Source organism: Planktothrix pseudagardhii (genome assembly GCF_904830925.1).
In the GTDB taxonomy this organism is placed as follows: domain Bacteria; phylum Cyanobacteriota; class Cyanobacteriia; order Cyanobacteriales; family Microcoleaceae; genus Planktothrix; species Planktothrix tepida.
In genome coordinates this window covers 1-24,260 of the sequence record NZ_LR882967.1, presented here as the reverse complement: position 1 = coordinate 24,260, position 24,260 = coordinate 1, and the positions used below count along the sequence as shown (strand labels likewise).

Genomic DNA, 24,260 nt, shown 5'->3' with positions numbered 1-24,260 from the left:
ATGACTCCATCCTTTCAAGGTCAGGAGGGAAATGATCAACTCAATGGTGGGGGTGGAAATGATACTCTGACAGGAGGTACGGGTGCTGATCAATTTGTTTATGATACTAATGTTGCCTTTTCAACTTCTGGGGTGGGTATTGATACAATTACGGATTTTAATATCTCCCAAACTGATCAAATTGTTTTAGATAAAAACACCTTTAACACAATTATTTCTAATGCAGGAACCGGATTTTCTGTTAGTAGTGAATTTGCCACAGTTACTAACGATACTGTAGCAGCGACCAGTGCTGCTGATCTTGTTTATAACACGACAACCGGAGGATTATTTTACAATCAAAATGGTACAGCATCAGGTTGGGGTACTGGGGGTCAATTCCTAACCTTAACTAATAAACCTGCCTTAACTGCTAATCAATTTTTAATTCAGGACTAAATTCCTTTAGGATGCTTTTGTTACTATCGGAACACAATTGCATTCTCTCAAACTCAGTTATAAGTACCCGAACATCATTATTGACACCTTGGGTGATTCCCCGTTAAGCTGTTCCCTCTCTCATAACAGTAATTGATTTGGCACAAGCACTTATTAATATCAGCCAGCGTCCTCCCTGGCACTATCTTAATCGTCGTGAGAGGACTCCCGCCACAGCGTCAGCTTGGCGGTGAGATGAATCACGACAAAATAAAAACATGAGCGGTAGCGAATACGATTTAATTGACATAGATAGAGGTTGCACAAAAACCAAATAAATGTTATCTTAAAACAAGATTTTTTTTTAAAAAAATAGCAGCAATGTTGGATTCTCTCAAGGTAAGGTTATATCCAAACAAGGAACAGCAAACAGCTTTAGCGAAAAGCTTTGGCTGTTGCAGATTTGTTTGGAATTATTACTTAGAGAAAACTAACAATCAGTACAAGGAAACCGGGAAAGGGTTAAGTTATTGTGATATGGCAAAGGATTTAACCCAACTCAAAAAACAACCGGATTACCTGTTTCTGAAAGAAGTAACTGCTGCTGCATTGCAACAATCACTCAAAAATTTGGAATCGGCATTTAAAAACTTCTTCCAAAAAAGAGCTAGATTTCCTAAATTCAAGAGTAAACACAAAAAGCAATCCATTCGTTATCCCGAAAGTTGTTCAATCAAAGGAAATGGCGTAAAACTTCCTAAGTTGGGGGTTGTTAAGGCTAGAATTCCAAAAGCAATTAGCGGCAAAATCAAATCTGTCACCGTGTCTAAGACCAGTACAGATAAATATTTTGCCGCTATTTTGTTTGAAACTGACGATTTAATCCTTGATAAAACCGGGAAAATCTCAGGGATTGACTTAGGGTTAACGAATTTAGTAACGGTGTTTGATGGTGAAACCTATACCAAGGTTGACCCGATTAAACCTACCCGAAAATATGCTAAACGATTAAAAAGAAGACAACAAGCATTATCTCGAAAGGTAAAAGGGTCTAATAATCGTAAAGAGCAAGTTAAAAGAGTCGCTAAAGTTCATGAAAAAATAGCAAATACTAGACAAGATTTTCTTCATAAACTCTCTCGAAAGTTAGTTGACGAGAACGTAGAGACGCGCCATGGCGCGTCTGTACTTGTAGTGGAAAACCTTTGTGTTAAAGGGTTAGCTCGTACCAAGTTGGCAAAATCTGTATTAGACGCTGGATTTGGGATGCTAATTAATTTCCTAAACTACAAACTGGCTCATAGAAGGAGGAAAGTTAATTGAAGTTGACAGATTTTTCCCTAGCACAAAACTTTGTCATTGCTGCCAGTTCAAGAATAATTCATTAAACTTAAGTATTCGTGAATGGGTTTGTCCGAACTGTCAAACTCACCACGATAGAGATGAAAACGCAGCACGAAACATTCGGGAAGTGGGTATAAGAATCCTGTCAACAAATACCGTAGGACATACGGAAATTCAAGCTTGTGGAGAGGATGTAAGACTCGTTGGTGCTTGCGCTAAAAAGCATTCTTCTATGAAACAAGAATCCCCCGTCACAGCGTAGCTTGACGGGGGAGTGTCAACACAAGACAAGTTTATATTGATTAAAAAAATATTAAATTATAGAAAAATAAAAAAATCTGTTATTATTAGTTATATCCCGATCTTTTCGCTACTACAAACTGGATTTGTCCCCTATCTCTACAGTCTAACCCTGTATTAACTGGGTTGTTTTGTTATTGCCAATTCAAATATACCACCATGACTCAACCATCCTGTCTCTCACCCGTCAAATTCCCAGTCTCTAATCCCTCAACAACCCTGGTCTTTATTGATAGCCAAGTTGAGGACTATCAGAGTTTAATCCCAGGAGTCAAAGCCGGAGTAGAAATCGTTGTCCTCGACTCCACAAAAGATGGAATTCAACAAATCACAACAATTTTGTGCCAGCGTCCCCAGCGTCCAACGGTACATCTGGTGGCTCATGGCAGTCCGGGTTGCTTAAACTTGGGCAACAGTCAACTGAACCTTGAAACCCTAGAAAAGTATAAAACTCAACTCAAAGGTTGGTCAATTCGCAGCTTGTGTTTATACGGCTGTGAAGTTGGGAGAGGAGATAAAGGAGAAGAATTCATCGAGAAACTCCATAAACTAACCCAAGCACCTATTGCAGCCTCAGCGAACTTCATCGGTAAGGGTAACTGGCAGTTAGAGAAAACAACTCATCCTGTATCAGTGGAAGTTGCATTTCAGCCCGAAGTCATCGCTAACTATACAGGAGTTCTAGCAGCCGGAGACTTGGATACCAGCTTTGGGGGTGGGGATGGCATTGTCACTACCCCTGTTGGCACTGTTGATGCCTACGGCTGGAGTGTAGCGGTGCAGGGAGATGGCAAGATTCTGGTGGCGGGCTACTCCTACAACAGCACCAACTCTGACATTACCCTGGTGCGTTATAATGGCGACGGCACACCGGATTCCCTCTTTGGTGGGGGAAATGGCATTGTCACTACCCCTGTTGGTGCTGCTGGCGACGAAGGCTGGAGTGTAGCGGTGCAGGGAGATGGCAAGATTCTGGTGGCGGGCTACTCCTACGGCTTCAACAATAATAATACTGACTTTGCCCTGGTGCGCTACAATGCCAACGGCACATTGGATACCAGCTTTGATACGGATGGCATTGTCACCACGGCTGTCGGCAGTTCTTACGACTTAGGCAGAAGTGTAGCGGTGCAGGCAGATGGCAAGATTCTGGTGGCGGGCAACTCCTTCAACGACAGCAATAATAATGACTTTGCCCTGGTGCGCTACAATACCAACGGTACATTGGATACCAGCTTTGATGCCGATGGCATTGTTACCACTGATCTCAGCAGTTCTTACGACGAAGGATGGAGTGTAGCGGTGCAGGCAGATGGCAAGATTCTGGTGGCGGGCGACTCCTTCAACGACAGCAATAATAATGACTTTGCCCTGGTGCGCTACAATACCAACGGTACATTGGATACCAGCTTTGATACCGATGGCATTGTTACCGCCGATCTCAGCAGTCTTGACGGCTCCGGCTACAGTGTAGCAGTGCAAGCTGATGGCAAGATTCTTGTGGCGGGCCAATCCTACAACTCCTCCAACAGCACCAACGATGACTTTGCCCTGGTGCGTTATAATGGCGACGGCACACCGGATTCCCTCTTTGGTGGGGGAGATGGCATTGTCACCACGGATTTCGGCACTTCTTACGATGACGTCGGCAGAAGTGTAGGGGTGCAGGGAGATGGCAAGATTCTGGTGGCGGGCTATTCCTACAACAACGGCATCGACTCTGACATTGCCCTGGTGCGTTATAATGCCGACGGCACACCGGATTCCCTCTTTGGTGGGGGAGATGGCATTGTCACCACGGCTGTCGGCACTTCTTACGACTTAGGCAGAAGTGTAGCGGTGCAGGCAGATGGCAAGATTCTGGTGGCAGGTTTCTCCAACAACGGCAGCAACAACTGGGACATTGCCCTGGTGCGCTATGATGGAACACTCTTTGGTACTTCCGGCTCTGATACCTTGGTGGGAACCCCCAACGCCGATGATATCAACAGTTTAGCCGGAAACGATACCCTTGATGGCTTAGGTTCCAATGATACTTTAAGGGGTGGAGACGGCAACGACCTACTCATTGGCGGTGTGGGTTCTGATAGCCTGGTGGGAGAAACGGGTAACGATACTTATGATGTCGATAATGCTGGGGATATTGTCACAGAATTAGCGGGAGAAGGAACGGATTTAGTTCAATCTTCTGTTAGCTATACTTTACCCGCCAATGTAGAAAACCTCACCTTAACAGGAAGTGCTGCGATTAATGGCACAGGTAATAATTTAAATAATATTATTACAGGAAATACCGCTAATAATATTCTCGATGGCAGTAGCGGAGCCGACCAACTCCAAGGTCAGGGCGGAAGCGATACTTATAATGTCGATAATGCTGGGGATATTGTCACAGAATTAGCAGGTCAAGGAACGGATTTAGTTCAATCTTCTATTAGCTATACGTTACCTACGGAAGTAGAAAACCTCACCTTAACAGGAACAGCAGCTATTAACGGTACAGGTAATAGTTTAAATAACATTATTATCGGAAATAGTGCTAATAATATTCTTGATGGCAGTAGCGGAGCCGACCAACTCCAAGGTCAGCTAGGAAACGATACCTATAATGTCGATAATGCTGGAGATATTGTCACAGAATTAGCAAGTCAAGGAACGGATTTAGTTCAATCTTCTATTAGCTATACTTTAGCTACAGAAGTCGAAAACCTCACCTTAACAGGAACAGCAGCTATTAACGGTACAGGAAATAGTTTAAACAATATTATTACAGGAAATATTGCTAATAATATTCTCGCTGGGAAAGCCGGAAACGATACATACATTGTCGATAATGCTGGGGATATTGTCACAGAATTAGCAGGTGAAGGAACGGATTTAGTTCAATCTTCTGTTACCTATACTTTACCTACAGAAGTAGAAAACCTCATCTTAACCGGAACAGCCACCATTGATGGTACAGGAAATAGTTTAGATAATAGTATTACAGGAAATACCGCTAATAATATTCTTGATGGCAGTAGCGGAGCCGACCAACTCCAAGGTCAGACTGGAGACGATATTTATAATGTCGATAATACTGGGGATATTGTCACAGAATTAGCAGGTCAAGGAACAGATATAGTTCAATCTTCTGTTAGCTATACGTTACCTACGGAAGTCGAAAACCTCACCTTAATAGGAACAGCAGCTATTAACGGAACAGGAAATAGTTTAAATAACATTATTACCGGAAATATTGCTAATAATCTTCTCGATGGCAGTAGCGGAGCCGACCTACTCCAAGGTCAGGCAGGAAACGATACTTATAATGTCGATAATGCTGGAGATATTGTCACAGAATTAGCAGGTCAAGGAACAGATATAGTTCAATCTTCTATTAGCTATACGTTACCTACGGAAGTCGAAAACCTCACCTTAATAGGAACAGCAGCTATTAACGGAACAGGAAATAGTTTAAATAACATTATTACCGGAAATATTGCTAATAATCTTCTCGATGGCAGTAGCGGAGCCGACCAACTCCAAGGTCAGGCAGGAAACGATACTTATAATGTCGATAATGCTGGAGATATTGTCACAGAATTAGCAGGTCAAGGAACAGATATAGTTCAATCTTCTATTAGCTATACTTTACCTACAGAAGTAGAAAACCTCACCTTAACAGGAACAGCCACCATTGATGGTACAGGAAATAGTTTAAACAATATTATTACAGGAAATATTGCTAATAATATTCTCGCTGGGAAAGCCGGAAACGATACTTATAATATCGATAATCCTGGGGATATTGTCACAGAATTAGCAGGTGAAGGAATCGACTTAGTTCAATCTTCTATTAGCTATACTTTACCTACGGAAGTAGAAAATCTCACCTTAACCGGAACAGCAACCCTTAACGGTACAGGTAATAGTTTAGATAATAGTATTATCGGGAATATTGCTAATAATATTCTCGATGGAAGTAGCGGAGCCGACCTACTCCAAGGTCAGGCAGGAAACGATACTTATAATGTCGATAATCCTGGGGATATTGTCACAGAATTAGCAGGTGAAGGGACAGATGTAGTTCAATCTTCGATTACCTATACGTTACCTACAGAAGTAGAAAACCTCACCTTAACAGGAACAGCCACCATTGATGGTACAGGAAATAGTTTAGCTAATAGTATTATCGGAAATACCGCTAATAATCTTCTCGATGGTAGTAGCGGAGCCGACCTACTGCAAGGGCAGCTAGGAAACGATACATACATTGTTGATAATTCTGGGGATATTGTCACAGAATTAGCGGGAGAAGGAACGGATTTAGTTCAATCTTCTGTTACCTCTACTTTACCCGCCAATGTAGAAAATCTCACCTTGACAGGAACAGCAGCTATTAATGGTATAGGAAATAATTTACCTAATATTATTACAGGCAATATTGCTAATAATATTCTCGATGGGAAAGCAGGAAATGACACTTATGTTGTGGATACTTCTGATGATATTGTTATAGAATCAGCAGGAGAAGGAACGGATTTAGTTCAATCTTCTGTGACTTATACCTTACCTGATCATGTAGAAAACCTCACCTTAACAGGAACAGCAGAGCTTAATGGTACAGGAAATAGTTTAGCGAATAGTATTATCGGAAATAGTGCTAATAATATTCTCGATGGGAGTAGCGGAGTCGATCAACTCCAAGGCAAGGCAGGAAACGATACATACATTGTCGATAATTCTGATGATATTATTACAGAATCAGCTTCAGAAGGAACAGATTTAGTTCAATCTTCTGTGACTTATACCTTATCCGATAACGTGGAAAACCTGACCTTAACAGGAAGTGGTACAATTAACGGTACAGGAAATAGTTTAGCGAATAGTATTATCGGAAATACCGCTAATAATACTCTCGATGGCAGTAGCGGAGCCGACCAACTCCAAGGTCAGACAGGAAACGATACTTATGATGTTGATAATACTGGGGATATTGTAACAGAATTAGCGGGAGAAGGAATCGACTTAGTGCAATCTTCTGTTACCTATACTTTACCAGCCAACGTAGAAAACCTCACCTTAACAGGCACAGCCGCCATTGATGGTACAGGTAATAGTTTAAATAATATTATTATCGGAAATATTGCTAATAATATCCTCGATGGCGGTAGCGGAGCCGACCCACTCCAAGGGAAGACAGGAAACGATACATACATTGTCGATAATCCTGGGGATATTGTCACAGAATTAGCAGGTGAAGGAATCGACTTAGTGCAATCTTCGATTACCTATACCTTACCCGATCACGTCGAAAACCTCACCTTAACAGGAACAGCAGTGCTTAATGGTACGGGTAATAGTTTAGGGAATAGTATTATCGGAAATACTGCTAATAATATTCTCAATGGCAGTAGCGGAGCCGACTCATTGCAAGGGAAAGCCGGAAACGATACATATATTGTCGATAATTCTGATGATATTATTACCGAATTAGCGAGTGAAGGAACGGATTTAGTTAAATCTTCTACGACTTACACCTTATCGGATAACGTAGAAAACCTCACCTTAACAGGAACAGCAGCACTTAATGGTACAGGAAATAGTTTAGGGAATAGTATTATCGGAAATACCGCTAATAATATTCTCGATGGCAGTAGCGGAGCCGACCAACTCCAAGGTCTGACAGGAAACGATACTTATAATGTCGATAATACTGGAGATATTGTCACAGAATTAGCAGGTGAAGGCATCGACTTAGTGCAATCTTCTGTGACTTATACCTTACCCGCCAACATAGAAAACCTCACCTTAACAGGAACAGCCGCCATTGATGGTACAGGCAATAGTTTAAATAATATTATTATCGGAAATACTGCTAATAATATTCTCGATGGCGGTAGCGGAGCCGACCCACTGCAAGGGAAAGCAGGAAACGATACATACATTGTCGATAATGCTGGGGATATTGTCACAGAATTAGCAGGAGAAGGAACAGATTTAGTTCAATCTTCGATTACCTATACCTTACCCGATCACGTCGAAAACCTCACCTTAACAGGAACAGCAGTGCTTAATGGTACGGGTAATAGTTTAGGGAATAGTATTATCGGAAATACTGCTAATAATATTCTCAATGGCAGTAGCGGAGCCGACTCATTGCAAGGGAAAGCCGGAAACGATACATATATTGTCGATAATTCTGATGATATTATTACAGAATTAGCGAGTGAAGGAACGGATTTAGTTCAATCTTCTACGACTTACACCTTATCGGATAACGTAGAAAACCTCACCTTAACAGGAACAGCAGCACTTAGGAATGAAAAATAAATAACTTGCACAACTAAACCCTGGAAACCTTGATCCACTGTAAACTATTTCTCAATTAGTCACCTTATTGGTTTTTCATTCCTTAATGGTACAGGAAATAGTTTAGCCAATAGTATTATCGGAAATCCTGCTAATAATATTCTCGATGGCAGTAGCGGAGCCGACCTACTCCAAGGTCAGACGGGAGACGATACTTATAATGTCGATAATACTGGAGATATTGTCACAGAATTAGCGGGAGAAGGAAACGACTTAGTACAATCTTCGATTACCTATACCTTACCTGATAACGTAGAAAACCTTACCTTAACAGGAACAGCAGCCATTAATGGGATAGGAAATAGTTTAGCCAATAGTATTATCGGAAATAGCGGTAATAATATTCTCGATGGCGGTAGCGGAGCCGACCCACTCCAAGGCAAGACAGGAAACGATACATACATTATCGATAATCCTGATGATATTGTAACAGAATTAGCAGGAGAAGGAACAGATTTAGTACAATCTTCAATTACCTATACCTTACCCGATCATGTAGAAAACCTCACCTTAACAGGAACAGCAGCCCTGAATGGTACAGGTAATAGTTTAAATAATATTATTACCGGAAATACTGCTAATAATCTCCTTTATGGGGATACAGGAAATGACACATACATTGTCGATAATCCTGGGGATATTGTAACAGAATTAGTGGCAGAAGGCACGGATTTAGTAAAATCTTCTGTTACCTATACCTTACCCGATAACGTAGAAAACCTCACCTTAACAGGAACAGCAGCCCTGAATGGTACAGGTAATAGTTTAAATAATAGTATTATCGGAAATAGTGCTAATAATATTCTCAATGGAAATACCGGAGCCGACGCACTGCAAGGGAAAGCAGGAAACGATATATACATTGTCGATAATATTGGAGATATTGTCACAGAATCAACGGGAGAAGGAACAGATTTAGTTCAATCTTCTGTTACCTATACTTTACCTACGGAAGTAGAAAACCTCACCTTAACAGGAACAGCAGCGCTTAATGGAATAGGAAATAGTTTAAATAATAGTATTATCGGAAATAGTGCCAATAATATTCTCGATGGAAGTAGCGGCGCAGATCCCCTCCAAGGAAAGGCTGGAAACGATACTTATATTGTCGATAATATTGGGGATATTGTCACAGAATCAGCTTCCGAAGGAACGGATTTAGTTAAATCTTCTGTGACTTATACTTTACCCACCAACGTAGAGAATCTCACCTTAACAGGAACAGCAACCATTAATGGCATAGGAAATGGTTTAAATAATATTATTACCGGAAATATTGCTAATAATATTCTCGATGGGAAAGCCGGAAACGATACTTATATTGTCGATAACCCTGGGGATACTGTTACAGAATTAGCTTCAGAAGGAACAGATTTAGTTCAATCTTCTGTGACTTATACCTTACCTGCGGAAGTAGAAAACCTCACCTTAACAGGAACAGCAGCCCTTAACGGTACAGGGAATAGTTTAAATAATATTATTATCGGAAATACTGCTAATAATATTCTCAATGGAAATACCGGAGCCGACCCACTGCAAGGAAAGGCAGGAAATGATACTTATATTGTCGATAATATTGGGGATACTGTCACAGAATTAGCTTCAGAAGGCACTGATATTGTTCAATCTTCTGTTACCTATACTTTACCCGCCAACGTAGAAAACCTCACCTTAACAGGCACAGCAGCCATTAACGGAACAGGAAATAGTTTAGCGAATAGTATTATCGGAAATACCGCTAATAATATTCTCAATGGAAATACCGGAGCCGACCCACTGCAAGGGAAAGCAGGAAACGATACATACATTGTCGATAATATTGGAGATATTGTAACAGAATTAACAGGAGAAGGAACAGATTTAGTTCAATCTTCGATTACCTATACTTTACCCGCCAATGTAGAAAACCTCACCTTAACAGGAAGTGCTGCAATTAATGGAACAGGGAATAGTTTAGCGAATAGTATTATCGGAAATACCGCTAATAATATTCTCAATGGAAATACCGGAGCCGACTCATTTCAAGGGAAAGCAGGAAACGATACATACATTGTCGATAATACTGGGGATATTGTAACAGAATTAGCAGGTGAAGGAACAGATTTAGTTCAATCTTCTGTGACTTATACCTTACCTGACAACGTGGAAAACCTCACCTTAACAGGAAGTGCTGCGAACGGTACAGGGAATAGTTTAGTGAATAACATTATAGGCAATAGTATTAATAATATTCTCAATGGCAGTAGTGGAGCCGACCTACTGGAAGGGAAAGCCGGAAACGATACATATATTGTCGATAATACTGGGGATACTGTGACAGAATTAGCAGGTGAAGGAGACGACTTAGTTCAATCTTCTGTTAGCTATACTTTACCGACAAATGTAGAAAACTTAACCTTAACAGGAAGTGCTGCGATTAACGGTACAGGCAATAATTTAGCTAATATTATTACAGGAAATAGTGTTAATAATATTCTCGATGGGAATGCAGGAAATGATACATACATTGTCGATAATCCTGGGGATATTGTAACAGAATTAGCAGGTGAAGGAACGGATTTAGTTCAATCTGCAATTACTTATACTTTACCCGATAACGTAGAAAACCTCACCTTAACAGGAACAGCAGCCATTAACGGTACAGGGAATAGTTTAGTGAATAGTATTATCGGAAATACCGCTAATAATATTCTCAATGGCAGTAGCGGAGCCGACCCACTCCAAGGAAAGGCAGGAAATGATACATACATTGTTGATAATATTGGAGATATTGTAACAGAATTAGCGGGTGAAGGAATCGACTTAGTTCAATCTTCCATTACCTATACTTTACCTGCTAATGTGGAGAATCTCACCTTAACAGGGACAGCAGCCATTAATGGCACAGGAAATAATTTAGATAATATTATTACAGGTAATATAGCAATCCTAAATAGGTTGTGGCAAAATCCCGTACATAAAAAGCTTGGGAAAATCAAAAATTTGCCCCTGAGCAAAAAACTCAAATAGCCACTTAACTACTTTAAAAGATGGGCATAAATGATAGAATTTTCTCACGAAATTTTTGGTTTGTAACCAAATATCTTCAACCGGATTTTGCTCCGGCGCATTAGGAGCAAAATTTACACAAGTAATCCGCCATTCTTCTTCCGATAAATTTTGATTAACTTGAGTTAAGTAATCTCGAAAGTTTTGAGAACAATGATAAGTGGCATTGTCCCAGACTATAGCCAACCTTTTCCCCGGATTTTGCTGTTGTAAATACTGGAGAAAGTCTACGGTATTTTCTGTATTGCCCGCCGCATAACCTTTGATAATAAATTCTTTCGTTTGGTAATCTAAAGCTCCATAATAAGTTTGCCTTTCTTTTTGATTTTTGATGGGAATTTCTATTCTTCGATCCGTCCTTCCCCAAACATACCCTAAAATATCTCCCCAAAGAAGATGACATTCATCAATCATAAACACTGTCAGCTTTCCCGCCCCTATTTCCTCTTTCCAACTCGCTAACTTTTTTTCAATTTCTTCCTTTTTCTCTTGGACTAACTGCTCATTTTTAGCCGGATTCTTTTTTTGGCTTTTTTTCCAACTGATGCGAGCCTCTTCCAGCAAGCTATAATAACTTTGATGGGATTGAAACACGACTCCATACTCCCTTTCTAACAAAACTTGTAAATCAGACAATCTTAACCAATCTCTTTCCCTTAATTCTTCAATAATTTTCTGTTTGTCTTCAGGGCTTAGATAACCTTTCCTTCCTTTATATTGAAGTTTTAAACTGTCTACTCCTTCCACAAGCACCCGATTTTTCCATTGGCTAATAAATCCTTGAGAAACTTGTAATAAGTCTTGAATTTCCCGGTAGGCTTTACCTTGTAATTTGAGTTTGACAGCGATCGCTCTTTTAATTTCTCTAGGATCTTTTGTCTGATTGATAAAATCGTCTATTTCGTCGATTATATTCATTTTCCGTTGCCAGCTTTGGGGGATTATTGCTAACCTTACATTTATTATAACTCATTTGGAAGTGCTATAGTGTTAATAACATTCTCAATGGCCAGGCAGGAAATGATACATACATTATTAATAATACTGGGGATACTGTAACAGAATTAGCAAATGAAGGAACGGATATTGTTCAATCTTCTGCTACTTATATTTTACCTGCCAATGTAGAAAATCTCACCTTAACTGGAACAGCAACAATTAATGGCACAGGAAATACTTTACCCAATACGATTATCGGCAATAGTGCTAATAATATTCTCAAAGGAAGTAGCGGAGCCGACCAACTGCAAGGGAAAGCCGGAAACGATACTTATATTATCGATAACGCAGGGGATATTGTGACAGAATTAGCAGGTGAAGGCACGGATATCGTTCAATCTTTAGTCAATTATACTTTACCCGCACAAGTCGAAACCCTAATTTTAGTTGAAACAGCTACAAATGGAACAGGAAATACTTTAGGAAATACAATTACAGGAAATGCGATTAGTAATACCCTTCAGGGTCAGGAGGGAAATGATACTCTTAATGGTGGGGGTGGAAATGATACTCTGACAGGAGGTACGGGTGCTGATCAATTTGTTTATGATACTAATATTGCTTTTTCAAGTTCTGGGGTGGGTATTGATACAATTACGGATTTTAATATCTCCCAAACTGATCAAATTGTTTTAGATAAAAACACCTTTAACACAATTATTTCTAATGCAGGAACCGGATTTTCTGTTAGTAGTGAATTTGCCACAGTTACTAGCGATACTGTAGCAGCGACCAGTGCTGCTGATCTTGTTTATAACACGACAACCGGAGGATTATTTTACAATCAAAATGGCACAGCGTCAGGTTGGGGTACTGGAGGTCAATTCCTAACATTAACTAATAAACCTGCTTTAACGGCAAATCAATTTTTCATTCAGGACTAAATTCCTTTAGGGTGCTTTTGTTACTATTGGAACGTAATTGTACCTTGTTGAACTTTTGTTAAATAGGTGATTATCCCTGTTGGATAAAAATGTTTTTTGGGTATAATTATAAAACCTGTGATCAATCAAATTGAATGAGCATAATCCTAAATTGTTATCTTTTCCAGCACGGATCACAAGCAATATCAATTTTCTAATATTACTGATAAATTGCGATCACAAACGGGGAGTCAGGACAAATGGCTGAGAATAATAGTTATATTTGGGCGAAGAATTTAGGGGGAATTAACTCGGATATTAGCCGTGATATCAGCGTAGACAGTGCCGGAAACGTCTACACCACTGGATTTTTTGATGGGACGGCAGACTTTGACCCCGGAATAGGCACATTCAACCTCAGCACTAATGGGTTAGATGACATCTTTATTTCCAAGCTCAATAGCCAGGGAAACCTACTTTGGGCAAAGAATTTAGGGGGGACTAATAACGACAATGCCTATGGCATCAGCGTAGATAGTGCAGGGAATGTCTATACCACAGGCGGTTTTCAAGGGACGGCAGATTTCGACCCTGGTGCAGGTACAGCCAACCTCACCAGCAATGGACTTGAGGTCTTCCTATCCAAGTTAGATAGTAATGGTAACTTCCTTTGGGCGAAGAATTTTCCCCAAATCACCCCTGGACTGACTAGCATTGCCTATGACATTAGCGTAGATAGTGCTGGAAATATCTATACCACTGGATATTTTGATGGGACAGTAGACTTTGACCCCGGTGCGGGCACATTTAACCTCACGTCTAATAATACTGATATCTTCATATCTAAGTTAGATAGTAATGGCAATTTTCTATGGGCGAAAAATTTCGGGGGAAGTGGAATTGACTGGGCTTTCGGTATCAGTGTAGACAGTACCGGGAACGTTTACACCACTGGATATTTTAATGGGACAGCAGACTTTGACCCAGGTGCAGGTGTAGCCAACCTTAACAATAATGGTCTTGAGGATATTTTCGTATCCAAGTTAGATAGCAATGGTAACTATATCTGGGCGAAAAATTTCGGGGGAAGTGCTTCTGATACTGGTAGTGACATCAGCGTAGATAGTGCCGGGAACGTCTACACCACCGGAGGTTTTAATGGGACAGTAGACTTTGACCCAGATGTAGCCCTCGTTAACAACCTGACCAGTAATGGTGCTGACGATATCTTCGTCTCCAAGTTAGATAGTAATGGCAACTATGTTTGGGCAAAAAATTTAGGAGGACTCAACAGTGATACTGGCTTTGGTATCAGCCTCGATAGTACAGGAAATGTTTATACGACTGGAAGTATTCAGGGAACAGCAGATTTTGACCCTGGTGCTGGCACAGCTAATTTACCGACCAATGGTCTTGACGATACCTTTATATCCAAGTTAGATAACAATGGCAACTATATTTGGGCTCAAAGTTTTGGTGGTGTAGGTCAAGATGTCGCGACAGGGATAACTCTTGATGAATCCTATAATATTTATACCACAGGCTATTTTAGTGGAACAGTAGATTTTGATCCCAATGCAGGCACAGCCAACCTGACCAGTGCGGGGGCTGACGATGGTTTTATTTCTAAGTTGGGTATTATTCCTTTTGAACCTATAAATGCTGGACTAACAGGGGTTACGGGTAGTGATGGAGTTTGGGGAGATTATGACAATGATGGTGATTTAGATGTGTTAATTTCAGGGGTTAATTCTCCAACTAATCTCTATCAGAATAATGCAGGTACTTTTAGCATAGCAACAACCCTTCCTGAAGCCTCCAGTGGTGCGCTTGCTTGGGGAGATTATGACAATGATGGCGACCTTGATATTGCGTTCACAGGATATAATGAATTCTCAGTTGGGACTGCCCAAATCTATCGAAATGATGGAGGAATTTTTAACAATATTGGGGCTGGATTCCTTAATTTTTACGCGAGTGATTTAGCTTGGGGAGATTACGATAATGATGGGGATCTCGATCTTTTAATTAATGGAAGTGATTATAGTAACAATATTCCCACCACTAAAATTTATCGCAATGAAGGTGCTGATACCTTTGTTGATAGTGGAACAACCATTATTGGCTTAGAATATGGTTCCGTTGCTTGGGGAGATTATGATAATGATCAGGATTTAGATGTTGTAATCACAGGCCAAAGTTTAACCGATACTTTGACAAAGATTTATCGCAATGATGGTGGAAGCTTTACTGATATTAATGCAGTCTTAACAGGTGTTAATCATAGTGATGCAGCTTGGGGAGATTATGATAATGATGGTGACTTAGATCTGGGTTTGACGGGAATTGATAGTCTTTCCAATCAAGTCACACAAATCTATAATAATACTGGGGGAGTTTTCTCTCCAGTCGCTGCTTTAGTCGGTGTTACCGATAGTTCTATTGCTTGGGGAGATTATGATAATGATGGGGATCTGGATCTGGTTGTAACAGGTTCTAATAGTGCTATTGTTTATCGCAATGAAGGTGCTAATACTTTTGTTGATATTAGTACACAATTACCCACAATCCTTGAAGGTTCAGCGACTTGGGGAGATTATAATAATGATAACACACTCAATCTTTTATTAACAGGGAGTGGATTATCTGAGATTTACAAAAATAATTCTCTTCTGACGAATACTATTCCCACCTCTCCCACAAACTTAAATAACGTGAGTTCGACGGAGTTCGATCGCTACACCGTCCGGCTGACGCTCACAGCGAAGCCCCAAGCTGTAAGTGCTAAGGCTTGATCGAAATTTGCTTGTCAGTTTTAATGTTTATTTAAGGCGCGGGAAATTTAAATTTATTCAAAATGATAAACGGGTTGTTCAATGTCATACAATGATGGCTTTTCTGGTTGATAAGTATAAGCTATCATTCCGGCTACTAAATTCACCATAAAATTAGCTACACTTCGATGTCTTGTATGTTCAATTTGGCATAAGTTTTTCAGTTGATCGTTCACTGATTCTATTATACCTCTTTTTCTTAATTTCATTTTATCTGACCACAACATTAATTTATTTTTCATGTTTTTCTTCAGCCTAGTTATCAGTTGTAAACCTTTTTCATGTAATTGCCTAAATAATTTTTCCGAAATATATCCCTTGTCTCCAAAAATTTTCCCCACAATTCCTTCTGTTAATTCTGGGACTACTTTTCGGTCATCAACATTGGCAGGTGTGACTTGAAAATTTAAAATTTCCCCATAGTCGTTGATGATTAAATGTAACTTAAATCCAAAATAAAAGCCCATTGAACTTTTCCCCCATTCCGCTAGTCCAGCAAAGACTTTATGGCTATTTGCTCGATTTTTATGACAGACTTTTAAGGCGGTTGAATCGATAAAACTTGTTCCAGTTACCTCGCCTTTACAACAATACTCAAAGTAACAACATAGTGCTAATAAAGCATAAGACATTAACTCAACAAAACGATTATAACTGACTAAGTTAGGCATAGCTTTCGACCAATATGCCATTACTTGTAATCGGTAAAAGTCTTTAAATGTTCGGTAACGTGAACCATGAAATCCGATCAATATTGTCATTATTTCACTTAAAGTCAAGCGGGTTTTGGGTCGGCTTTGACCCACCACTTCTGGTAACAACATTTGTGCCAATAAGGGTTCAAATACTTGACAAAAGTCATCCACGTCACAAAAAACTTCTGTCATGTCTAAGTGTGATGCTCTGTGATCCATAAAAGCCTCCCTAATTGTCTAATATTTGCTGGTTACATCTCTATTTTCCCACGCTTACTGATTAGATCATCTGCCAAATAGCCGTCTGTTTTATCGCGATCGCCTGCCAAATAGCCGTCTGCTTTATCGCGATCGCCTGTCCAATAGTCGTCTGTTTTATCGCGATCGCCTGTCCAATAGTCGTCTGTTTTATCGCGATCGCCTGTCCAATAGTCGTCTGTTTTATCGCGATCGCCTGTCCAATAGTCGTCTGTTTTGTCGCGATCGCACTCCATCGAACTCACGTTAAATACAATTGTCACTTCCCAGACCCTCAACTTAAATTGGAACCCCGCAACTGATAATCAAACTCCTACAGCAGGTTTAACTTATAATTTACGAGTGGGAACAACACCCGGAGGGTCTGAAATTGTTTCTCCTCAATCTTCTTTACCTCAAATTGGGAATGTTAATCATAATACAAACTGGACATTAAATTTACCCTACGGAACCTATTATTGGAGTGTACAAGCGGTTGATACCGCCTTTGGACGTTCTAGTTTTGCACCAGAAGCCACATTAATTGTACCTCCACCAACCTATGATTTTGGGAATATTACTTACACCACACCAGAAGGAAATATTACAGCGACTCCTAATGTTGTAGAAATTGTTAGAACGGGTGATACTACGGTAGCAGAAGATGTGACAGTTACTGCGATTTCAGGAACAGCAACCGCAGGGAATGATTATACAACAGCACTATTTACAGTTAGTTTTGTAGCCAATGAACCCAGTGCGTTTGTTCCCATTGAAATTTTAGGGGATTTGGGAGTTGAACCCGATGAAACCCTGGATTTACAGATAACCGGATTTAGTGGTTCAGGAGTAGTTGGAACCCAAGGAACTACGACATTAACCTTAACAAATGATGATACCTCCTATCAGTTTAGTGCAGCCAGTTACACCACACCGGAAGGAAATACTACGACGACTCCTAACCTTGTAGAAATTGTTAGAACTGGTGATACTACGGTAGCAGAAGATGTGACAGTCACTGCGATTTCAGGAACAGCAACCGCAGGAAGTGATTATAAAGCTGGGCCGTTTTTAGTGAGTTTTATTCCCAGTCAAACTAATGCGTTTGTTTCCCTTGAAATTTTAGGAGATTTAATTGATGAATCAGATGAAAATATTGATTTACAAATTACTGGATTCAGTGGAGATGGCGTATTAGGAACCCTAACTAATGCAACCCTTTCTTTAACCGATGATGATACAACTGGTGTTAGTATTACTCAAACGGGAAGTAGTACGGATATTGCAGAAGGTGGATTATCCGATACTTATAATATTGTCTTAAATTCTGTTCCCACTGCGCCTGTTACCATTACTGCGACTCCTTCAAATCCCGAAGTTGATTTAGGTTTAGGCGCAGGAGTTCCTCTTAACTTAAGCTTTGCTGCTGATACTACTGCATTAACCCCTCAAACTGTTAATATAACAGCCACTAATGATAATATTGCTGAAGGAAATCATAGTAGTATTATCACCCATTCTCTTTCTAGTTCTGATCCCAACTATAATGCTCCGAATACTCCCTTTACTGTTGATGGAATAGCAGGAAATACGGTTACAGCTAATATTACAGATAACGATAGTATTGGGATTAACCTGACAACCACAGACACCCTAACATCAGAAGCCGGAGACACCGGAAATTTCAGCATCGCCTTAACCTCCCAACCCACATCAGACGTTCTGATTACTCTCAATAGTAGTAACCCCAACGAAGCCAGTTTATCAACCCCTAGCGTGACCTTTACCGCCCAAAATTGGAGTAGTCCTCAACTCGTTACCATCACCGGAGTCGATGATAATATTCGAGATGGAGATATTAGCTATTCTATTATTAGCAGTATTGACCCCAGTAGTGATAGCAAATATACAACTTTACCTCCCGATACCTTAGATTTCATTAACCAAGATAACGATAGTATTGGGATTAACCTTACCACCTCTGATACCTTAACATCAGAAGCCGGAGACACCGGAAATTTCAGCATCGTCTTAAATTCCCAACCCACATCAGACGTTCTGATTACTCTCAGCAACAGTAACCCCCAAGAAGGAAGTTTATTAACCCCCAGCGTGACCTTTAATTCCCAAAATTGGAGTACCCCTCAAGTTGTTACAGTTACCGGAGTCGATGATAATATTCAAGATGGAGATATTGGCTATTCTATTATTAGCAGTGTTGACCCCAGTAGTGATAGCAAATATACAACTTTACCTCCCGATACCTTAGATTTCATTAACCAAGATAACGATAGTATTGGGATTAATCTCACCACATCAGATACCCTAACATCAGAAGCCGGAGACACCGGAAATTTCAGCATCGTCTTAAATTCCCAACCCACATCAGACGTTCTGATTACTCTCAGCAACAGTAACCCCCAAGAAGGAAGTTTATTAACCCCCAGCGTGACCTTTAATTCCCAAAATTGGAGTACCCCTCAAGTTGTTACAGTTACCGGAGTCGATGATAATATTCAAGATGGAGATATTGGCTATTCTATTATTAGCAGTGTTGACCCCAGTAGTGATAGCAAATATACAACTTTACCTCCCGATACCTTAGATTTCATTAACCAAGATAACGATAGTATTGGGATTAACCTTACCACCTCTGATACCTTAACATCAGAAGCCGGAGACACCGGAAATTTCAATTTAGTTTTAACCTCCCAACCCACATCAGACGTTCTGATTACTCTCAATAGACATCTCCGAAAATCTCCAAATGCCCTCTATCGCTACTTTTGGAATCTCTAGCACTCCTGTGCCGGCTTCTCCAAAAGTAACGGATTCATAGGCTTTTTCAGTCACATTAATAATAACTAATGAATTTTATCTCTGATATGCAATCATTTCTCAAAAGAATTCTGGGCAATTCTTAGATGGTAATACAATCGCTCCTATTCGCCATCTTATTAATCCACATACTGTCAAGATTATTGCTTCATAATTTTGCCTCTTTAACCGAAATCTTTCTGAAGCAACTCGATAAATTTTTATCAGTCTTATTAAATGTTCGACTACAATCCTTTGTTTAGCTTTTAATCGATTTTCTTCTTGCTTTTCAGCCGATATCTCTTGATTCCTCGGTTTCTTATGTGGTGTATTAATTGCTGTTTCTCCTACATAAGCTTTATCCCCTCTGTATTTTTGATTATTCCCCAATTCCTGGCTTCTTTCTCTCCACAATTTCAGATCACTTGTTGCTCCGGTATAACCCACAGCTACATCCACTATTTCTTTTCCATTTGGCATGACAATGACTTGATTTTTAAAGGTATGTGTCTTTTTCTTTCCTGAGTAATATTTTTTCTGCTCTTCATTGTCTGTTGGTCTTTCCCTGGGCTGTTCATAGCTATCTACTACTAACTCAAATTCCACCAGAATTTTTTCTACCCACTCCCAATCACTCTCGTTTTTTTTTACTTGCTCTAGCAAACTCGCTGGTAGTAATTCTCTCAAGATTTTTATCCAGTTATGGAAAATATCATTCGCTGTTGATTCACTGACTTCAAACTGTAACCCTAACATTTGAAATGTGGGCATTTGATGCAGATAAATTAGAGTCAGTAAGATTTGTTCCTCCACAGATAATTTCTGCCGACGACCCCCACCTGCTTTAATCAACCTGATTTTAGTTTTTTCTTTTTCCTGTCGTTTTTCTTCTTCTAATAACTCCGCAGCTTGAATGAGTTCTATCATCTGTTCATATTCCATCCCTAATAGCCTTTTTGCTTGCTGGGGATTCTTGTCCAGATAGTCTCTTAATTTACTCATCTCTAATCCGGGGTAAAATTTAATTTTATCATCTTTTTACCCCTCCTTTTTTCTATTTTGGAGATGTCTAATAGTAGTAACCCCAACGAAGCCAGTTTATCAACCCCTAGCGTGACCTTTACCGCCCAAAATTGGAGTAGTCCTCAACTCGTTACCATCACCGGAGTCGATGATAATATTCGAGATGGAGATATTGGCTATTCTATTATTAGCAGTGTTGACCCCAGTAGTGATAGCAAATATACAACTTTACCTCCCGATACCTTAGATTTCATTAACCAAGATAACGATAGTATTGGGATTAACCTTACCACATCAGATACCCTAACATCAGAAGCCGGAGACACCGGAAATTTCAGCATCGTCTTAAATTCCCAACCCACATCAGACGTTCTGATTACTCTCAGCAACAGTAACCCCCAAGAAGCCAGTTTATCAACCCCTAGCGTGACCTTTAATTCCCAAAATTGGAGTACCCCTCAAGTTGTTACAGTTACCGGAGTTGATGATAATATTCAAGATGGAGATATTAACTATTCTATTATTAGCAGTATTGACCCCAGTAGCGATCGCCAATATATTAATTTACCCCCCGACACCCTCAATTTCATTAACCAAGATAACGATAGTATTGGGATTAATATTAATCCGATTAGTGGTTTAACTACAACAGAAGCAGGAGGGATAGCTACCTTTGATGTGGTGTTGAATTCTCAACCTACTGCGGATGTGATTCTAAATTTAAATAGTAGTAACCCCAAGGAAGGAACCCTATCAACTTCTTTATTAACCTTTAATTCGAGTAACTGGAATCTTCCTCAAACTGTTACCCTAACCGGGATAGATGACTTAGGAGTTGATGGGGATATTATTTATCAGATTATTACCGCAGCTATCCAGAGTAATGATATTAATTATAATAATCTCAATCCCGATGATATTACTGTTACAAATCTCGATAATGATACCCCCTTAACCTATAATTTTAGTGCAGCTAGTTATACTGTCCCGGAAGGGAATAGTTCTACTATTTCTGAAGTAATTAAAATTAACCGTAGCGGGAATATTAATCAAGCAGAAACCGTTACCCTCAGCATTACAGGGGGAACTGCTACCCCAGAAAATGATTATTTAATTGAAAGTTTAACCGTTAACTTTGCTGCGGGTCAAACCCAAGCATTTTTACCCGTCGAAATCTTAGGCGATACCACCCCCGAACCCGATGAAACCATTAATTTGCAACTCTCTAGTTTTAGTGCTGGCGGTATAACCGGAACCCAACCCACCACAACCTTAACGCTGCAAAATGATGATAATTCTCCGGAAACAATTGAGTTTTCTCAAGGGAATTATCAAGTGAATGAAGATAGCACAATTATTAATAATCAAATTACCTTAAATCGTACCGGAAACCTCTCTCAAGCATCCTCCCTAGAAGTACAACTTAACACGGGAACTGCTGTCGCTGGAGAAGACTTTATTGCTACACCCATTTCCGTTAATTTTGTGGCGAATGAATCCTCAAAAACAATTCTAATTCCGATTACCGATGATAACCTCATTGAAGACTCAGAAAACCTAACCTTAACTTTAAATAACCCTAGTGAGGGAACCCTTCTTGGAAGCCAAACCACCGCCACTTTAGAAATTATTGATAACGACCAACAAGCGCAACCCACGATTCTTATTAACCCTACCCAAATTTCAGCAACTGAAGGCGGAGTCACCGGAAATTATACCCTTGTTCTCAATAGTATTCCCACAGAACCTGTTACCCTAAAATTTAATACCGATAATCAAATTAATCCACTCGAACCTATAACGTTTAATAAAACTAACTGGAATATCCCCCAAACCATTACCATAACCGCAACAGATGATAACTTACTAGAAGGGAATCACCTCAGTTTAATTCGTCATAGTATTGAAACGACAGATGAACAATATTCTAATGTATCCGTTCCCGATGTCAATGTTAATATTACCGATAATGATTCCGCCGGAATTTCTATTTCTCCCTTAGTGATTACCGCTACAGAAGGCGGTGTACCAGGAACTTTTCAAGTAGTATTAACAACACAACCCACCTCACCTGTTACCCTAAAATTTAACTCAGGAGAGCAACTGCAACCTTTATCAGAAATTACTTTTAATTCTAATAACTGGAATCAACCCCAAATCGTTACCGTCCAAGCCAGCGATGATAACTTAATTGAAAATCTGCATCAAGCAACCATTACTTCTACCGTTACCAGTTCCGATACTAGCTATAACGAGTTAGAAACCAATCCAATTACAGTTGAAATCACTGATAATGATACGGCTGGAGTCTCAATTAATCCCAATAATTTAGACCTTATAGAAGGTGAGAAAAACCAAACCTATAATATTGTATTAACAACACAACCCACCTCAACTGTCACCCTAAAATTTAACTCAGGAGAGCAACTTCAACCTTTATCAGAAATCACCTTTAATCCTGAAAATTGGAATCAACCCCAAACGATTACAGTAGAAGCCATTGATGATCAAGAATTTAAGGGAAATCGTATCGCTACAGTTACACACACAGCAACCAGTTCAGATCTCAACTATAATGGGTTAAATATTAGTAATATTAACGTTAAAATCACCGATAATGATTCACTTCCTGCGATAAAAATAAGTCCCAAAACACTCGTCGTAACAGAAGAAGGAAATAACAGTACCTACCAAATTAGTTTAACCGCAGAACCTATCGCACCAGTTACGATTAATATTGAAACCCAAGACCAACTCCAACCGATTTCATCCATTACTTTTGATAGTAATAATTGGACAATTCCCCAAACCATTGAAGTCGCCGCCGTTGATGATGAGATTACGGAATCTGAGTTGATTACCACAATTCGTCATCGCATCACCACGACCGATCCAGAGTATGCTAAGGTAGCACCTACTGAAGTCTCCACCATTGTTAAGGATAATGACTCCGCCTCTGTCCAAATTACCCAAACCGATAAGAGTACCGATGTCAGCGAAGACGGACTTACAGATACCTATACCCTCGTTCTCAATAGTGAACCGACGGCTAATGTCACCGTTACCATTACCCCCGATAGCCAAACCAACTTAGGTAACGGAGAAGATAACCCAATCAAACTCACTTTCACTTCACAAAACTGGAATTTACCCCAAAAGGTGACGGTCAGTGCGGTGAATGATGAAGACATAGAAGATAAAATTCATACGAGTACCCTAGTTCATACAGTTAATAGTTCCGATAACAATTATCAAAACGCAGTTCCGATTATTATTAATGGTGTTAATAGTCAATTTCTCACCGTTAATATTACTGAAAATGATAATCC

13 protein-coding genes and 2 pseudogenes are annotated in these 24,260 nt (G+C 39.8%); 11 read left to right on the top strand and 4 right to left on the bottom strand.

The window, feature by feature from the left end; all coding sequences use genetic code 11:
• From NMK36_RS00065 to NMK36_RS00045, 6 genes and pseudogenes are all read left to right on the top strand, one after another.
• Window positions 1-438, top strand: a complete 438-nt coding sequence (locus NMK36_RS00065; RefSeq protein ID WP_254172706.1) for a calcium-binding protein — start codon at window positions 1-3, stop codon at window positions 436-438.
• A gap of 360 nt (window positions 439-798) precedes the next feature.
• The gene (locus NMK36_RS00060) at window positions 799-1,740 is read left to right on the top strand and encodes an RNA-guided endonuclease InsQ/TnpB family protein (protein ID WP_245824163.1); all 942 of its coding nucleotides are present in this window, start codon (window positions 799-801) and stop codon (window positions 1,738-1,740) included.
• Entirely contained in the window at window positions 1,718-2,023 is a 306-nt protein-coding gene (locus NMK36_RS00055) for a zinc ribbon domain-containing protein (protein WP_367997202.1), read from the top strand. The genes NMK36_RS00060 and NMK36_RS00055 overlap by 23 nt, the downstream gene beginning before the upstream one ends.
• A 197-nt stretch (window positions 2,024-2,220) precedes the next feature.
• Window positions 2,221-8,376: a DUF4347 domain-containing protein gene (locus tag NMK36_RS00050; RefSeq protein WP_254172705.1), complete on the top strand. Its 6,156-nt coding sequence runs from the start codon at window positions 2,221-2,223 to the stop codon at window positions 8,374-8,376.
• A 54-nt stretch (window positions 8,377-8,430) separates the two neighbouring features.
• Window positions 8,431-9,021, top strand: a pseudogene (locus NMK36_RS28890) (calcium-binding protein); the annotation flags it as partial.
• Window positions 9,022-9,069: 48 nt separating this feature from the next.
• Window positions 9,070-11,424, top strand: coding sequence for a beta strand repeat-containing protein (locus tag NMK36_RS00045; protein WP_254172704.1), 2,355 nt, complete (start codon window positions 9,070-9,072; stop codon window positions 11,422-11,424).
• Here the strand turns inward: NMK36_RS00045 and NMK36_RS00040 are convergent.
• Window positions 11,344-12,381: an IS630 family transposase gene (locus NMK36_RS00040; RefSeq protein WP_072718165.1), complete on the bottom strand. Its 1,038-nt coding sequence runs from the start codon at window positions 12,379-12,381 to the stop codon at window positions 11,344-11,346. The genes NMK36_RS00045 and NMK36_RS00040 overlap by 81 nt on opposite strands.
• Window positions 12,382-12,434: 53 nt before the next feature.
• Here NMK36_RS00040 and NMK36_RS28885 point away from each other — a divergent pair.
• The 3 genes and pseudogenes from NMK36_RS28885 to NMK36_RS00030 all read left to right on the top strand — a co-directional run.
• A pseudogene (locus tag NMK36_RS28885) lies at window positions 12,435-12,722 on the top strand (hypothetical protein); the annotation flags it as partial.
• A gap of 39 nt (window positions 12,723-12,761) precedes the next feature.
• Window positions 12,762-13,346, top strand: coding sequence for a calcium-binding protein (locus NMK36_RS00035; protein ID WP_254172703.1), 585 nt, complete (start codon window positions 12,762-12,764; stop codon window positions 13,344-13,346).
• Between the two features lie 239 nt (window positions 13,347-13,585).
• The gene (locus NMK36_RS00030; RefSeq protein ID WP_254172702.1) at window positions 13,586-16,120 is read left to right on the top strand and encodes an FG-GAP-like repeat-containing protein; all 2,535 of its coding nucleotides are present in this window, start codon (window positions 13,586-13,588) and stop codon (window positions 16,118-16,120) included.
• 53 nt (window positions 16,121-16,173) lie between these two features.
• Here NMK36_RS00030 and NMK36_RS00025 read toward each other — a convergent pair whose 3' ends face one another.
• Window positions 16,174-17,073 carry an IS982 family transposase gene (locus NMK36_RS00025; protein ID WP_254172701.1) on the bottom strand — a complete coding sequence of 300 codons (900 nt, stop codon included), beginning with the start codon at window positions 17,071-17,073 and terminating at the stop codon, window positions 16,174-16,176.
• Window positions 17,074-17,105: 32 nt separating this feature from the next.
• The gene (locus tag NMK36_RS00020; RefSeq protein ID WP_254172700.1) at window positions 17,106-17,348 is read right to left on the bottom strand and encodes a hypothetical protein; all 243 of its coding nucleotides are present in this window, start codon (window positions 17,346-17,348) and stop codon (window positions 17,106-17,108) included.
• Here NMK36_RS00020 and NMK36_RS00015 point away from each other — a divergent pair.
• Complete coding sequence (locus NMK36_RS00015) at window positions 17,329-19,890, top strand: beta strand repeat-containing protein (RefSeq protein ID WP_254172699.1); 2,562 nt, start codon at window positions 17,329-17,331, stop codon at window positions 19,888-19,890. The two genes, NMK36_RS00020 and NMK36_RS00015, sit on opposite strands and share 20 nt — an antisense overlap.
• Before the next feature lie 99 nt (window positions 19,891-19,989).
• Here NMK36_RS00015 and NMK36_RS00010 read toward each other — a convergent pair whose 3' ends face one another.
• Window positions 19,990-20,910, bottom strand: coding sequence for a transposase (locus NMK36_RS00010; RefSeq protein ID WP_254172698.1), 921 nt, complete (start codon window positions 20,908-20,910; stop codon window positions 19,990-19,992).
• A gap of 63 nt (window positions 20,911-20,973) precedes the next feature.
• On the opposite strand from NMK36_RS00010, the gene NMK36_RS00005 reads away from it, so the two are divergent.
• A partial coding sequence (locus NMK36_RS00005) for a Calx-beta domain-containing protein (RefSeq protein WP_302184637.1) occupies window positions 20,974-24,260 on the top strand: 3,287 nt, incomplete at its 3' end.